At 61.0% G+C, this 13,908-nt stretch carries 14 protein-coding genes; 5 read left to right on the top strand and 9 right to left on the bottom strand.

Annotated features, from left to right (window positions below; genetic code table 11):
• The first annotated feature begins 49 nt into the window (after nt 1-49).
• Together PMI04_RS01980 and PMI04_RS01975 are read left to right on the top strand one after the other, a co-directional pair.
• A complete protein-coding gene (locus PMI04_RS01980) occupies nt 50-493 on the top strand; it encodes a pyridoxamine 5'-phosphate oxidase family protein (protein WP_007714922.1) in 444 nt (147 codons plus the stop codon).
• Nucleotides 493-690 carry a hypothetical protein gene (locus PMI04_RS01975; RefSeq protein WP_007714924.1) on the top strand — a complete coding sequence of 66 codons (198 nt, stop codon included), beginning with the start codon at nt 493-495 and terminating at the stop codon, nt 688-690. The genes PMI04_RS01980 and PMI04_RS01975 overlap by 1 nt, the downstream gene beginning before the upstream one ends.
• Nucleotides 691-724: 34 nt before the next feature.
• Here the strand turns inward: PMI04_RS01975 and PMI04_RS01970 are convergent, their stop codons facing one another.
• From PMI04_RS01970 to PMI04_RS01940, 7 genes are all read right to left on the bottom strand, one after another.
• Nucleotides 725-1,366, bottom strand: a complete 642-nt coding sequence (locus tag PMI04_RS01970; RefSeq protein ID WP_007714926.1) for a methyltransferase domain-containing protein — start codon at nt 1,364-1,366, stop codon at nt 725-727.
• A 418-nt stretch (nt 1,367-1,784) separates the two neighbouring features.
• Nucleotides 1,785-2,150, bottom strand: coding sequence for a hypothetical protein (locus PMI04_RS01965; RefSeq protein WP_238536008.1), 366 nt, complete (start codon nt 2,148-2,150; stop codon nt 1,785-1,787).
• Between the two features lie 156 nt (nt 2,151-2,306).
• Complete coding sequence (locus tag PMI04_RS01960) at nt 2,307-3,089, bottom strand: transglutaminase family protein (protein ID WP_007714928.1); 783 nt, start codon at nt 3,087-3,089, stop codon at nt 2,307-2,309.
• A gap of 206 nt (nt 3,090-3,295) precedes the next feature.
• The gene (locus PMI04_RS01955; protein ID WP_202947616.1) at nt 3,296-4,066 is read right to left on the bottom strand and encodes an SHOCT domain-containing protein; all 771 of its coding nucleotides are present in this window, start codon (nt 4,064-4,066) and stop codon (nt 3,296-3,298) included.
• Between the two features lie 317 nt (nt 4,067-4,383).
• Nucleotides 4,384-5,796, bottom strand: a complete 1,413-nt coding sequence (locus tag PMI04_RS01950; RefSeq protein WP_007714932.1) for a dihydrolipoyl dehydrogenase — start codon at nt 5,794-5,796, stop codon at nt 4,384-4,386.
• Between the two features lie 5 nt (nt 5,797-5,801).
• A complete protein-coding gene (locus PMI04_RS01945; protein ID WP_007714933.1) occupies nt 5,802-7,178 on the bottom strand; it encodes an NAD-dependent succinate-semialdehyde dehydrogenase in 1,377 nt (458 codons plus the stop codon).
• 40 nt (nt 7,179-7,218) lie between these two features.
• Nucleotides 7,219-7,977: a hypothetical protein gene (locus tag PMI04_RS01940; RefSeq protein WP_007714935.1), complete on the bottom strand. Its 759-nt coding sequence runs from the start codon at nt 7,975-7,977 to the stop codon at nt 7,219-7,221.
• Nucleotides 7,978-8,200: 223 nt separating this feature from the next.
• Here PMI04_RS01940 and PMI04_RS01935 point away from each other — a divergent pair, with 223 nt between their 5' ends.
• Nucleotides 8,201-8,863: a sigma-70 family RNA polymerase sigma factor gene (locus PMI04_RS01935; RefSeq protein ID WP_007714937.1), complete on the top strand. Its 663-nt coding sequence runs from the start codon at nt 8,201-8,203 to the stop codon at nt 8,861-8,863.
• Nucleotides 8,864-9,367: 504 nt separating this feature from the next.
• Here PMI04_RS01935 and PMI04_RS01930 read toward each other — a convergent pair.
• A complete protein-coding gene (locus PMI04_RS01930) occupies nt 9,368-9,904 on the bottom strand; it encodes a YcbK family protein (RefSeq protein WP_007714940.1) in 537 nt (178 codons plus the stop codon).
• A gap of 157 nt (nt 9,905-10,061) precedes the next feature.
• Between PMI04_RS01930 and PMI04_RS01925 the strand changes: the two genes are divergently transcribed.
• Complete coding sequence (locus PMI04_RS01925; protein ID WP_007714943.1) at nt 10,062-11,033, top strand: L,D-transpeptidase family protein; 972 nt, start codon at nt 10,062-10,064, stop codon at nt 11,031-11,033.
• Nucleotides 11,034-11,081: 48 nt separating this feature from the next.
• Nucleotides 11,082-12,587 carry a L,D-transpeptidase family protein gene (locus PMI04_RS01920; RefSeq protein WP_283184841.1) on the top strand — a complete coding sequence of 502 codons (1,506 nt, stop codon included), beginning with the start codon at nt 11,082-11,084 and terminating at the stop codon, nt 12,585-12,587.
• Between the two features lie 77 nt (nt 12,588-12,664).
• Here PMI04_RS01920 and PMI04_RS01915 read toward each other — a convergent pair whose 3' ends face one another.
• Entirely contained in the window at nt 12,665-13,642 is a 978-nt protein-coding gene (locus PMI04_RS01915) for a crosslink repair DNA glycosylase YcaQ family protein (protein WP_238536009.1), read from the bottom strand.
• Nucleotides 13,643-13,908: the final 266 nt, after the last annotated feature.

Here is a 13,908-nt window from a genome sequence, read left to right as displayed (position 1 = left end):
CTTGGCCCGATAGGTCCTGTCATGCGTTGAGGGTGCAAAGGAGAGAGCCATGTCATTGTCGCTTGAAGATCTGTCGCGGAAGATGAAGGAAATCGATTTCGCGATGCTTGCCACCCATGCCAAAGACGGCGCGATCGGATCGCGCCCGATGAGCAACAATCGCGAAGTCGATTATGATGGCACTGCGTGGTTCTTCACTGACGAAACTGCATTGATGGTCTCGGAAATCGAGACCAATCCCGCTGTCAACCTGAGCTATCAGGGCAAGTCTGGCTTGCTCGGCCATCGACCTTTGTTCGTTGCGGTCGAGGGGCGAGGCGTCTTGATCAGGGATCAGGCTCAATTCGACGCGCATTGGACGAAGGGGCTGGAACGCTGGTGGCCGCAGGGCACCCAGACCCCCGGACTTGTCCTGATCCAGGTAATCGGCAAGCGCGCCCATTATTGGGATGGCGAGGAGGAAGGTGAAATCCTGCTTGAGGGTGACAATTGATGGCCCCTGACGAAAAGCCGTCCGCGCGACGGCTGGGAAAAGCCGGCGCCTTCATCGTCGGCATCATAATCGCCATTTTCATCGTCATATTTGTCGGCAGAAACCTGTGGCATGGCGAGGAGCTGGAGCAGGATCAGGCGGCCGGCAATAATGTCGCCACCGAGCATACCGGCCCATCCTATAATCAGCGGCCCTGAGGCGAGACGGGCAGCGGAAAGCCGCGCCGGCCGCTCACTGCGCGATGGCTTGTTTGGGTTCCGATGCCCAGAACAGGTGACAGGGAGGTATATTGCGCCATTCATATGCGGCCCGCACCGACCCAAATCGGTCTTCGAGCAGCGGGCGCACGGCGGTCCGCATCTGATAAGCCATGAAGAGTCCATCTGGGCACAGGAGTTGAGCGCTGCGATCAATGATCTGCGTTGCGACTTCTGGCTCGAGGGTCGAAAAGGGCAGCCCGGAAATGATGCAATCGGCCTGAGAAAGGCCGTGACTGGCCATGATATGCTGCACATCTGCCGCCGATCCCGTGACGACATGCAATCGTTGATCCGGGATTGCCGATGTCAGATGGTCGGTGAAAGACGCGCTGGTGTCGATGGCGATCAGCCTGGCATGGGGTGGGAGGCGAGTGAGAATGGCAGCGGTGAACGCGCCAGTCCCGGGCCCATATTCCAGCATCGTCGTCACACGAGACCAGTCGATGCCGTGCAGCATCCGGTTTATCAGCCAATGCGACGCGGGAAATGATGAGCCCACCATGGTCGGGCTTTTCAAGAATTCAGCGGTGGCGACAAGCCGGGCCTTCAGATCGCTTGTTCGTCCATGAGATCTGGAAGCGGGGTAAAGGGCGGCTTCTTGCACATCGGCCATATCTGCTCCTCAACATTGTCTTTGCTCTAAAAGCCTCCCGAGACATGTGTAGTTTCAGCGCCCGCGGCAAAAATCACGCTTAATAAGATCAATCCCCAACATGATTTCTCATGTGTCTCCGGGAGTTGCTGATGACGCATGCGACAGAGGCGCGATGAGAATGGCGATGTGCCTTGCCTCCGAGCGTCAGGCCTTGATACCTCCATGGAGTGACGGCACCCATCGGACATCTGGTCATTCAGGACGGGCAGGCGAATGGATTCCCTCGCGAGGCGACGGACAGTTGAGTGACGCTATGGACAGATTGCGTTGATGAGCAGCGGCGACGGATAAGGGCTACGACCGGCGGTACATTTGTCTTCCGCAGCCGGACAAATCGAAGCATTCAATGGGTGATGACCTAGCAACAATAGGCCAATCAGGAAGGCGCTTTGAGCCCTTCTGCCTGTTGGTCCAGTTCCCTGGCTTTCGCTTTGGCTGCATCGCGAATGGATTTTGCTTGCTGTTCCAACTTGTCGGCTTCTGCATCCGCTTGAGCTTCGATAGCGTCACCCTGATCCTCAAGCGCATCAGCCTTGGAGTCGCGCGCCTTCGCCGCGGCCCGATCTACACGATCTGCGGCTCGGCCAGCGCGCTCAGCAGGGCCATCCCCCTCATAGGGTACGCCTGAAGCATTGGCCGCAGCCTCGTCCCGTGCGGCGCCCGCCTTTTCCTTCGGGCCATCGCAGGCTGCAATCGTGCAGGTAAGAACCGCGGCTGCCATAGGTATCGTCGTCATTTTCATGCTGCATCAACTTTTGGGATTAGCGCTCGTTCCTTCGTCCAGGGGCGATATCGTTTGAGTCGCGACCGTCACTCAGGAAGCCGGAAGACCGGTCATCCAGCGCATCCCGGACGTTCTGCTAAACGATCGGACCAATTGGCTGGCATTTTCGGCTGCTCAGTCCAGATTTGGCTCCACCGAAACCGATTGTGTGATCAGCCGCGTATTGCCGAAGGCGGTTAGGAAAGCGACATCCGCTGCGTCCCTTCCGACCCCGATCTTAACCATTGCGGCTTCCTTTGCCATTCCTGTCGGATCTACCAGGTGCCACTCTCCGGCCAGAAATATCTCTGCCACCGCGTGGAAGTCCGGAGGATTGACACCTAAAGCGTACACGCTTGCGATCCGGGCAGGGACGCCGGCGGCACGCGACAGGCAGATTAGCAGATGGGCATAGTCGCGACATACTCCCTGCCGCGAAATGAATGTGTCACCCGCCGTCGTCATGACGCCGCTCGATCCTGGTACATAGCTCAGATGTCCGTGGACCCAGTCCCGCATCGCCATGATGAGCTCGCCGCCTTCGATCTTTCCAAATTCAGCATCGACGAACGTATGAAAGCGGTCGGATTCACAATATCGCGACGACAGAAGGTAGGGCACCGTCTCGCCTGGGAGCTGGTGCGGTGGCACTTTGGGAAGCGTTCTGCAGTCGGCCAGCAGGCGGTTCACGGTCACGGTAGCGCGATAGTCGACCACCATCTTGCCGGAAAGACGCAACCATATGCGCTCGCCGATGCAGTCCTGGGCAGGCACGCGTGCGACGTGCTCGGCATTGGGCAGGACGAGATCTGACCACTCTACGGTCTGCTCGGGGATGGCGGCCGCCTCGACCTGCAAAAGCACGTCGGTGGGCTCGTCCAATTCATAGTCAAGATGCGCATGGACATTCAGTTTCATGACGGACGAACCTTTGTGGTCGAAATGACAGACTGGATTATGATCAGGGCGGTGATTGACGAGGGGATCCCGTAGGTCATGATGAGCTCGGCGGCTCGCCCAGTGCGTTGAGGAAGGTACGGAGATGCCTCTGCAGCTGGTTCGATGGCCTTTGTTACAGTATCGTCAGCTGCCTCCCACCCATATGAGGCACGTTCCTGGCATATCTACAGTCGGCCGAGCAGTTCGGCCTTCTTGGCCGAATATTCTTCGGCGGTGATTATCTTCTTGTCGTGAAGGTTCGCGAGACCCTCGATCTTGGCGAAGATGCCTGCATGGTCATCTTCTGCTCGATCTTGCGACGACCGATTCTGCGCCGGGCCTGCGGTGGAGACCTCGCTGCTGCCCGCCTCCTTAACAGTGCCGTCATGCCTCATCGGAGACGGTTTCGGCGTACGCGGCTTGATTTCCTGATGGCCGACCGGCTCGAGGATGGCCAATGGTACTGGACCATGCTGGCTTTTTAGAGTCAGGCTCTGATCGCTTCCTCGCTGCTGTGAGAGGCCGGAAATGACATGATCGTGCGTGTCGTAAATGGTCATGTGACCGTCGATGATGATTGCGAGCCGTCGGCTTGCCGGAAACACGGCATAGTGCATGTCATTCTGTGAACCGGTGGCGGAAGGTGTGCCGAGCTCTTCGGGCCAATGAGATAAAGCGCTAGTGTCGGAACGGTAATCCAACCTAACCGGTTCGAAAAGATTATCTTCCTGCGCGGCAGCACGGGCAAGGTCATCGGCGAGAGCACCGATTTTCACTTTAAGGCGATTATTGAACATGTCGCCGATCATGAGCATGCCTCCGCTCGACCATTGGCCCATGCCTCCAAGTTCTGGATGACTGAACTGTGCCTGGTGGCCATTGCCCGCGATTATCGCCTGAAGCAGAGCGTGTGTCGCGTCGATGCTCATGTCGTGACGTGCGGAGACTTCAGTCACGAGATGCCCACCTGCTTTCGTCAGCCGGCGGGGTATCGGAACAACTTGCTGTTGGTTCTGGGAATTCATGCGACTGGGACGAATGATATGCTTATCGGTTCCTTCCTCGGCATCATAATGGACTCTCGGTGAAGGTCATCGCAGCTAGGTAGTCGCGCCATGACTTCATGGACTTCTTCGATGATCGTGCTTTTCGCGTGCCGGAAGCCGTGGATCGAGATGAAGCCATCGAGATTTTGAGCGCAGATGCGACAATCCAAGCGAATGCGACTGACGTGGTTGACCGTAATCAGGCCAATCGTTCGATCCATTCAGGCTCAGGCGCCGGACGGTGTGCCGCTGTCCTGATCCGGTGGCAAGTCGATGGGCGTTGCAGCACATATCGTTCGCAGCGCCTGTTTGAGCCCTTCCTCGATCGTAGGATGATAAAAGGGCATTTTCAGCAACTGCGTTGCCGTCATCCTGCTCTGGATCGCCCAAGCCAGCATGTGCGCCAGATGCTCGCCGGCGGGCGCGATCAGGTCAGCGCCAATCAGCCGGCCGTGCGGAGCCGCAGCATAGAGGGTGAGCGCGCCGCGATTGACTCCATCGACCCGCGCCCGACCTTGATCAGCAAAATCGGTGGTGCCGGTAATTGCACCATCCTCCTCCGCCTCACCGATCGTGGCCAGCACCGGCTCGGTAAAGGTGATGCTTAAGGCAGTGCTGCGTTCGACCGGAATGGGTGCGGGAAAGGCGGCCGCATTGCGTCCGGCTATCGCGCCATCGTGCGAGGCTTCGTGGAGGAGCGCCAGGTCCGCCGCCACATCACCGGCGAGGAAGACCGCGCTGTCGCCGCAGCGCATCGTCTTTCGATCGTGGATGGGAACGCCATGATCACCCAGTTCCAGGCCCACCCTATCGAGGTCGAGCGCATCAAGCTGCGGCTTGCGCCCTACCGCAACGAGCAGTTTGTCGAACAAGGCGTCGCCCTTGCTCGCACCGCTCCAGTGCAGCCGCACGCCTTCCCCTTCCAATGCCGGAGTGACCTCCACGCCGAGATGAAGATCGAGATCATCCTCGAGAGCCTCGCGCAAATGGGCATGGACCTTGGGACAGCGCAGCTTCGCCATGCGCTCGCCCTTGTCGAAAAGCACAACCTTCACGCCCAGATGGGCGAATGCCTGCGCCAGTTCGAGCCCGATCGCGCCCGAACCGACGACAGCAAGCCGTCGAGGCAGGTCCGCCAGCTCGAATATGCTGTCACTCGTGAGCGCCGCATCGCCAAGCGCGGCGAAAGGCTCTGGCAGAATCGGTGCCGATCCGGTGGCGATGACGATCGCTCTCGCCTCCACGCTGCGACCGTCGTCGAGAAGCAGCCGCCCCGGCCCCGAGAACCGGGCGCGAGCGCGAATGGTGACATGTTCAGGCAGGCGGGCAATCGATTTGCGGGTGCCAGCCGCAAATCTGTCGCGTTCCGCGCGCACCCTTCGCAGGACAGCCGGGCCGTCAATCCGCACCCCATCCACTTCGATTCCGAACAACCCGGCCCGGCCGATCTGCACCGCTTCGCGCCCGGCGGCGATGAGCAGCTTGGACGGCATGCAGCCAACCGTGGCGCAGGTTGTCCCGTTGAAATCGGGATCGATCAACAGCGTCGAGGCGCCGTTCTTGCGCGCGGCCCTTTCGGCGGCGAGACCGGCGGTGCCGGCCCCGATCACCGCGACGTCGCATTGAAGAGGCTCCGCCATCTCGATCAGCCGATCTTGATCGACTTGACGTTGACGAATTCCTTCAGGCCTTCCGGGCCATGTTCGCGGCCATAGCCCGACGTCTTGACGCCGCCGAACGGCAGGTCGGGCGACGCCACGTCGAAGGTGTTGATGAAGATCATGCCGGTATCGAAATGCTTCGCCGCCAGCGCGCGCGCGCGCTCGACATTGCGGCTGAAGATGCCGCCGCCAAGACCGTAGCGGCTGTCATTGGCGATGCGCATGGCATCCTCGTCATCGTTCGCGCGGATGATCGATGCGGCCGGACCGAACAGCTCGTCGTCATAGGCAGGCTGCCCGGGGGCCACATCCACGAGCACGGTCGCGGGATAGAACCACCCCGTGCGATCAGGCACCTCACCACCGGCCAGGACGCGCGCGCCCTTGGCGATGCTTTCCTCCACTTGGCTGTGAAGCTGATCGCGCTGCGCCTTGCTGACCAGCGGGCCAAGCTTGGTGGCATCATCGGTGGGATCGCCCATCTCGATAGCGCGAAACTTTTCGACATAGCCCTCGACAAAGGCGTCGTGATTCTTCTCGGTGACGATGAAGCGCTTGGCGTTCACGCAGGTCTGGCCATTGTTGTAGATTCGCCCAGCCACACAGGTCCTGATCGCCAGGTCGAGATCGGCATCGTCGAGCACCAGATAGGCGTCGTTAGAGCCGAGTTCGAGTACGGTCTTCTTGACCAGTTCACCCGCCTTCGCAGCCACTGCACGGCCCGCGCGATCACTGCCCGTCAATGTGACACCGCGCACGAGATCATTCTCTATGATCTTGTCCGACTGTTCGTGCGAAATGACGAGTACGCCGAACAGGCCCTTGGGCAACCCGGCGCGCTCGTACAGATCGCGCAGGAACAGGCCGCTGCCGGTGCAACTCTCGGCATGTTTGAGCAGCACACCGTTACCGGCCATCAGGCTTGCGATCGAATAGCGCACCGCCTGATAGGCGGGGAAGTTCCATGGCTGGATGCCATAGATAACCCCGATCGGCGCATGGGTGATATAGGCAGTCGCCCCCTCGGCAGCGCGTTCCTCGTCGGCGAGCACTGTCGGGCCGTGCTTAGCGGTATAATCACAGATCGCAGCGACCAGATCGACTTCGCTGCGACTGTCGCCGATCAGCTTGCCGACCTCGCGCGTCATGAGCTGCGCGAATTCTTCCTTCGCATCGCGCAGCGCTTGCGCAATCGCGGTCATGACGGCGGCGCGCTCTTCGAGACTGCGCAGGCGCCATTGCAGGAATGCCTCATGGCTTGCCTGGACCGTCGCCATGGCCTCGTCGTCCGACATATAGGGGTAGGTGGCGATCACTTCCTCAGTGAGAGGGTTGATCGTGCGGGCCTCAGCGTTGCTCATGATTGTGGGTTCCTGCTTGCAAGGGGAAAGGGAAACGGCCTCAGCCGTGGCGCGAGCGATGCTGGTCGAGCGTCTTTTGGAGGTCGGATAGAGCCCGTGTCATTTCGTCATGCCAGCCATTCGGCGTGAGCAGGCGCACGGCTGAGTGCGCCGCGCAGACGATCCGTGTTCCTGACCAGCTTTCGGCAAGCCCGCGTGCCCAGCTGGTAAAATCGTCGGCAGCGCCTGCACGAGGCTGTAGCGCCTTGGCCAGCTTGGGATGGAAGCGCAGCCGTGACTGCGGCAGGACATGCCGTAATAGCCCCGGCGCCGCGAGCACCATCAACGTGTCGTCGACATGGACGATGCCGCTCGGCCGGTGACGGACCAGCACCGATGCCGCGTGAACGCTGTCATCGCTGGTCACCAGATCGAGACCATCCGGAACCGAAAACGCAAGTTCGTCGAACTGGGTCTGCGTTGCGCCGTCCTCGATACGGTCCTTTTCCCACGGTAGCTCGGGCGCCTGATCGCGGTGCCGCTGCGTGCCGAACAGCCGCGCACCGGGAGCCAGTTCGTGGGCGGCTCGACAATGCAGCGTGTGGAACGGGTGAACATTGATAATTGCGTCGATCGCTGCACCATTGTCGGTCAGCTTCAGGAGCGCATCGCGGTCAGCACCGGATACGCCATAGCTGTCGATCAGCAGGAAGCGTCCTGTTCGCCGACGGACGAGGGACATCTGCGTTCCGACATCGATAAGTCCGGCGATTTTAAATCTGCCGCGGAAATTCCAAAAGTCGTCCGCAAGCTTCTTCATGCCGGGGTCCTGCCTCGCTTGTTTAAGACGGGCGTCGGAGACAGGCCGTCCACAAACCTAATCCGGCAGACGCTAGATCGTTCCTCCTTCCAATAAGAAGTGGCACCAGGTGCTCAACCTCGACTTTCTGCCTTTTGCTGATGCTTTTGGTCATGCCCCGGGGAGCTTCGGGAACAGATACGCTGGCGGAATGTTCTCTTTACCAATGATGGAGGGACGCAGCATGCAGAATGAGATATCGGCCTCAACTGAAGTGTCGCGTCTTTCGGACACGGATTTCAAGACACAGCTTGCCGCCGTTCTTCCCCAGCTTCGCGCCTTTGCGCGCAGCCTGGCGGGCAACCGGGATACGGCGGACGATCTCGTCCAAGAGACGATGCTCAAGGTCTGGCGCGCGCGCGAGCGTTATGTCGCGGGCACCAATTTCCGGGCCTGGGCCTTCGTTATCCTGCGCAACCATTTTCTGAGCGAGATGCGGCGCAAGCGGTTCGTCGGCGAATGGGACGAGCTCGTCGCCGATCGCGTCCTTGCAGCGCCCGCCGGCCAGGAAAAGAGCGTCGAGCTGCGCGACATGATGCGCGCATTGATACAATTGCCCGTGCCGCAGCGAGAGGCACTGATCCTGGTTGGGGCTGGCGGCATCTCCTATGAGGAGACGGCCGAGATTATTGGGGTTGCTGTCGGGACGATCAAGAGTCGCGTCGCAAGAGCGCGGATCGCCCTTGAAGAACTGCTCAATGGCGGCAGTCTCGAAAATAATCGCGCAGACATCAACACGCAGGACAATGTCGTTGTCAGCATATTCGATTATCTGGAGTCGATCCGTGCCCGGCATGGGCTCGATGCGAAGCCGGTCGACATCTCCCAGCGCGCGAATGCGGCCTGATTTGGGGCGTTGAACGACAGTCCGCCATTTCGATTCGGTACGCAGATTAGATGGTACGCCGTGCTCTCGCGTCACTTCGAGCAGGTTGAGCCACCGGATAGACTTGGCAATGCCAGGTGAGCCAGGGTCTGCGATCTTCGCCTCTTCAGGGGGGAGCCGGCCATGCAAATGACCGGAATATCGCCAAGGCGAGAACGGATCACCGCGCCCGGCCCGCTTCTCTCCGACTGATTGACGTCGTATTCGGTGAGATCGGGATTGTGATCAAGCGCCTCACGGACGGCCTCGGCTTGCGTGGTAGCTACGGGGCAACATTCGTCGCCCAGTTCCTCCCGAAACACTGGAAGATTCATAACGAGCATCGCGTCGTCTTCTTTGATGAGGATACGCGTTGGCCATCTCCATCTCTCCCCGGGAGCGAATGGCACCGTCTAACACATCGTTCAGTGAGTTCGCTCCACTCGGGACGAGCGCGGTGGTGGTTAGGTCGGCATAACGCGCTTCCTACCAATGACGAACCCGTCCGGTATCGACATGGACGAAATTGCTTTCGGGATAATAGCCTACGCCGCCTGCGCGCAGTGAGAGGGCCGCCTTGTGAAGGTTGGCGAGGCGCACATTCTTGAGCCTTATGTCCACGGCCTTGCCAAGCATATGCTGGCTTTTGGACGCAACGCCCGATGAACTGCGATGCAGCCTGCCATTGGTCCTGGGCGAGCGATAGCCCGAAATCAGGGTGAAATAGGCGCGTTTGTCTGCGCCGGTCGCTGCCTGGAGGTGGACCAGCGTATCGAGCAGGCTCGTATCCATCCTGATCGTGTCGCCCGTACGCCAGTCGCGCATGAAATGATTGAGCTCGGCGATGCCGTCCCGGCGGAAACGCCCGCCGGAAAAATAGCAGATGTCGATATGCTCGGAATCATGCAGGTTGCGAAAGGCAAGCCGTCTTTCCGGAATGGCTGCCCAGGCGGCGGCTGGAAACAACTGCGCCATGCCGCAGGCCGCGGTGCCAAACAGCACCGACCGTCGATCGAATATCATAAATGTCGTTGGTCCCGAACATGTTTCAGGGAGATAAAGGCCGCTCGCAAGCGTTGCCTATGTTCCTGTCATATAAGGTGTTTCTGGCGATGTGAAAAGATCGGTTCCATGGCAATCTCGGATTCTGGCCTCGGTTGGTCTCATTTTTGCGGCGTCCGTGCAGGCCGCCGCACCTGCCAGGGATCAGACAGGCGCTCCGGCCAGCCTTCCGGCAGGCATCGACCCGGCCATATTCCAGGCCCAGGTCCAGCTTGACCGAGCGGGCTTTGCGCCGGGCATCATCGATGGAAAACATGGCCGCTTCTTCGTAGCCGCCCTTAAGGCCTTTCAGGAGGCGCGGGGCCTCGAACAAAGCGGCGTGCTGGATGCCGCGAGCCGCAAGTCATTGGCGAGCGAGCGGGCGCCGACGCTCATTCGCATGGTTCTAAGAGCGCAAGCGCTGGAAGCGTCTTTCACGCCCGACATTCCCTCAAGGATCGTCGATCAGGCCTCGCTTCCCTTTCTTGGTTATCGCAACCTGCTCGAGAAGCTGTCCGAGCGTTTCCATACAAGCAGCGATACCCTCCTGCTGCTCAATCCCGGCCTCAAGACGCCCAGAGCGGGGATGGAATTGCTGCTGCCGGGACTTATCCCCTCTGATCGGGCCTATGATCCGGGCCTCCCGGCCCGGTGGCGGGACATGCTGTCGGATCTCAATATAAGTGCGAGCCCGCCCCGCGCAGCCAGGATCATCGTCAGCAAATCGCAAAGCGTGCTCAGGGTCCATGACGCACAAGGCCGGCTCATTGCGCAATTCGCCGCGACGACGGGCAGCGATCATGATCCACTGCCGCTGGGGCAATGGAAGGTCCGGACAACCGCCTTCATGCCCACCTATCATTATAACCCCGATCTCTTCTGGGACGCGGACAGCAGCGACCAGAAGGCGCAGCTGAGCGCAGGGCCCAACAATCCCGTGGGGGTCGTCTGGATCGATCTCGACAAGCCCCATTATGGCATCCACGGAACCCCCGAACCCAGCCTGATCGGCCGTTCGCAAAGTCATGGCTGCATTCGCCTGAGCAATTGGGACGCAGCCCGTCTCGCCCAGATGCTGCAGGCCGACACACCCGCCGGATTTGTCGCTTGAGGGGCGTCGTCGTGCCTGTGGCGTCCGATCAATGGCAAGGCCGCGCCGATGCGCCGGAGCCTCGACCGGGGCCGCGCGTTGCAGGAAAGAACTTGTAAGGAGAAATGCGTGCCCAAGTCCCTTGTCGCCCTTCCGGTGGTCGCCATTGCCCTGACCCTGGCGGCCTGCGGCATTCAGTCGGGCAGCGGAAACCGGGCCGACACGGCGTCGGCGCAGCGGCAAGCGCAGTGGAACGAGGACGCAGTCCGTGATCTCAAGCAGGCCATTGAGAGTCGCGCCGCGCATGGCCTCGACCATCTCTCCTTCGCCGTTGAAGGCGAGCCAGGAACAGGCGCCGGTCAAGACGCGCTTACCCGTAGCGCCCTGCGCTATGCCAGGGCGCTGGCTGGCGGCGCGAGCGACCCCAAAAAGCTCTATGAGGTCTACACACTGGGGGCGCGCAAGCCGGATCTCGAACGCGGGCTGAAAGACGCGCTGGCATCGGGCAAGCTGCGCGGCTGGCTCGATGGCCTTGCGCCGCAGGAGGAAGACTATCGCAATCTTTCCCGGGCCTATCTGGCGCTTGGGAAGCAGCGAAGCGATACCGCAAAACCCATCCCGGACGCAGGAAAGCCGATCGATCCTGGAACATCCGACAGCCGCATGCCCGCGATCGAACGGCAGCTGGTGGCGTCCGGCTATCTGGATCGGGCTGACAATGCCGGCGATCGCTACGCCGAGCCGCTGGTGCGCGCCGTCAAGCATATGCAGGTCGATTATGGGATCAAGCCCGACGGCGTGATCGGCGAAAAGGCCCTCGAAATCCTCAACCTGTCGGATGCCGATCGGGCGCGGGAAATCGCCGTTGCCATGGAGCGGATGCGGTGGCTTGACCGGGCGCCGCCCGGAACGCGGATCGACGTCAACCTCGCCGCCGCGCGCCTCACTTATTGGCGGGACGGGAAGATTGCCGACACGCGCAAGGTGGTGGTGGGCGAACCGGACACCGAAACGCCCCAACTGGGGTCGCCCATCTATCGGCTGGTCGCCAATCCGACCTGGACGGTTCCTCGATCGATCCAGAACAAGGAGATCGCGGGCAAGGGCGCTGGCTACATGAAGCGCAACAACATGGTCTGGAAGGATGGCTGGATCGTGCAGCAGCCCGGCCCCAGAAACTCGCTGGGGCTGGTCAAGTTCGACATGAAGAACGACCATGAAATCTATCTTCATGATACGCCGGCCAAGCAGTTGTTCGCCGAGGTTCAGCGCCAGCGCAGCCATGGCTGTGTCCGGGTGGAGGATGCGGTGGGTTTTGCCGAGAAGATCGCCCGGGACGAAGGCATGCTCGATCAATGGAACAAGGCGCGCGCGACGGGCAAGGAAGGCTTTGTCGAACTGCCGCGGGAAATCCCGGTTCGCCTGTTCTATTCGACGATATTGTTCGACGATGAAGGGGCGCCCGTGATCCGGGCAGACCCTTATGGCTGGAATGATCGTGTGGCAGAGGCGCTTGGCTTTGGCCAGCGGCAGGGCTCCCGCCTTCGGGCCGGCGGCGATGATGTCGGACCCTGATGGGCTGCCGCGGCGGACGCGCGCAGACCGTGGGCGAGCCTGTGCCCCAGGCGTGGCGGCAGCGGGCTGACAATGCGCTAGGGCTGACCCACGCGGACCGAGGCAAGACCCAGCCAGGTCGCCATGATGCTGAGCTCTTCGAGCAGGGCGTCATGGGCATCCGGAGGGGCATCGGGCTCCAGATGCACCGAACGCGCGAGCAGTACCGAGGCCGCTCGATCCGCCTTCAGATCGACGCGGGCAACCAGGCGGTCGCCCAGGAGGAACGGCAATACATAATAGCCATATGTCCGTTTTTCGGCAGGCACATATATCTCGATGCGATAGCGCAAGCCGAACAAATGCTCAGTCCGGTCGCGTTCCCAGATGAGCGGGTCGAACGGCGCCAGCAGCGCCCGCGCATCGATGCGACGGGGCTGCCTCGCCTCGCGGTGGAGCCAGGCATGTCGCCATCCTTCCACTGCGACCGGGATCAATATGCCTTCCTGCGCCAGTTCCTCTATCGCGGCGCGCGCCTGTGCAGGGGGCTGTCGAAAATAGTCGCGAAGCTGCCTTTCAGTCGCGATGCCATGGGATCGCGCAGCCCGCTCGATCAAGGCCCGATGCGCGTCCGGCGCCGCGGGGGTCGGGATGGCCAATATGTCAGGTGGCAGGACATGGTCGGGCACATCATATACCCGCTCGAAACTGCCGCGCCGTGTTGCCGTCGTGATGTGCCCGGCCCAGAAGAGCCATTCCAATGCGCGCTTGGTATCGCTCCATTCCCACCAGCCCGACTGCCCCTTGTGACTTTCGAAGTCCGATGTCGCCATCGGGCCTTCCGAACGGATACGCGCCAGGAGCGCCATGGCTTGGGCGCGGCGTTCGGTAGCGAAGGGGCGCATGCCGGTCCATCCGGTTTCGCCGCGATCCGCACTCTCCATCCGCCAGCGCAGCAACGGTTGCAGGTCGATCGGCAGCAGCGAGGCTTCGTGCGCCCAATATTCAAATAGCCGGCGCTGGCGCCTTGGCCCCCAGGCAAGTCGATCAAGATCGCTGCGGTCATAGGCCCCCAATCGCGAAAATGCCGGAGATAATGTGCCCGCGCCAGGACATTGACGCTGTCGATCTGATGCAGTTGCACGCGCTCGACCGTACGGCGCAGATGGCTGATGCCGGGCGTTGCGGGGCGAGGGGCGGCAAAACCCTGGGCGGCCAGCGCAATACCTCGCGCCAGCGGTAGTCCGATCTTCTCTATCTTCATCACTAATGAAGTTACGAAGGCCGGCGAGATATTCGCAAGATGTTTTCAGTCATTTGCGACCGGCAGGATTTGCGTGGA

It is taken from the genome of Sphingobium sp. AP49 (assembly GCF_000281715.2).
Classification (GTDB): domain Bacteria; phylum Pseudomonadota; class Alphaproteobacteria; order Sphingomonadales; family Sphingomonadaceae; genus Sphingobium.
This window is presented reverse-complemented; position numbering and strand designations above follow the sequence as displayed.

Excerpts from the sequence above, each read along its gene's own strand:
- PMI04_RS01940 (WP_007714935.1), bottom strand. The coding sequence starts at position 7,977 with ATGAAGAAGCTTGCGGACGACTTTTGGAATTTCCGCGGCAGATTTAAA.
- PMI04_RS01965 (WP_238536008.1), bottom strand. The coding sequence starts at position 2,150 with ATGAAAATGACGACGATACCTATGGCAGCCGCGGTTCTTACCTGCACG.
- PMI04_RS01980 (WP_007714922.1), top strand. The coding sequence starts at position 50 with ATGTCATTGTCGCTTGAAGATCTGTCGCGGAAGATGAAGGAAATCGAT.
- PMI04_RS01970 (WP_007714926.1), bottom strand. The coding sequence starts at position 1,366 with ATGGCCGATGTGCAAGAAGCCGCCCTTTACCCCGCTTCCAGATCTCAT.
- PMI04_RS01920 (WP_283184841.1), top strand. The coding sequence starts at position 11,082 with ATGCGCCGGAGCCTCGACCGGGGCCGCGCGTTGCAGGAAAGAACTTGT.
- PMI04_RS01935 (WP_007714937.1), top strand. The coding sequence starts at position 8,201 with ATGCAGAATGAGATATCGGCCTCAACTGAAGTGTCGCGTCTTTCGGAC.
- PMI04_RS01960 (WP_007714928.1), bottom strand. The coding sequence starts at position 3,089 with ATGAAACTGAATGTCCATGCGCATCTTGACTATGAATTGGACGAGCCC.
- PMI04_RS01950 (WP_007714932.1), bottom strand. The coding sequence starts at position 5,796 with ATGGCGGAGCCTCTTCAATGCGACGTCGCGGTGATCGGGGCCGGCACC.
- PMI04_RS01975 (WP_007714924.1), top strand. The coding sequence starts at position 493 with ATGGCCCCTGACGAAAAGCCGTCCGCGCGACGGCTGGGAAAAGCCGGC.
- PMI04_RS01945 (WP_007714933.1), bottom strand. The coding sequence starts at position 7,178 with ATGAGCAACGCTGAGGCCCGCACGATCAACCCTCTCACTGAGGAAGTG.
- PMI04_RS01930 (WP_007714940.1), bottom strand. The coding sequence starts at position 9,904 with ATGATATTCGATCGACGGTCGGTGCTGTTTGGCACCGCGGCCTGCGGC.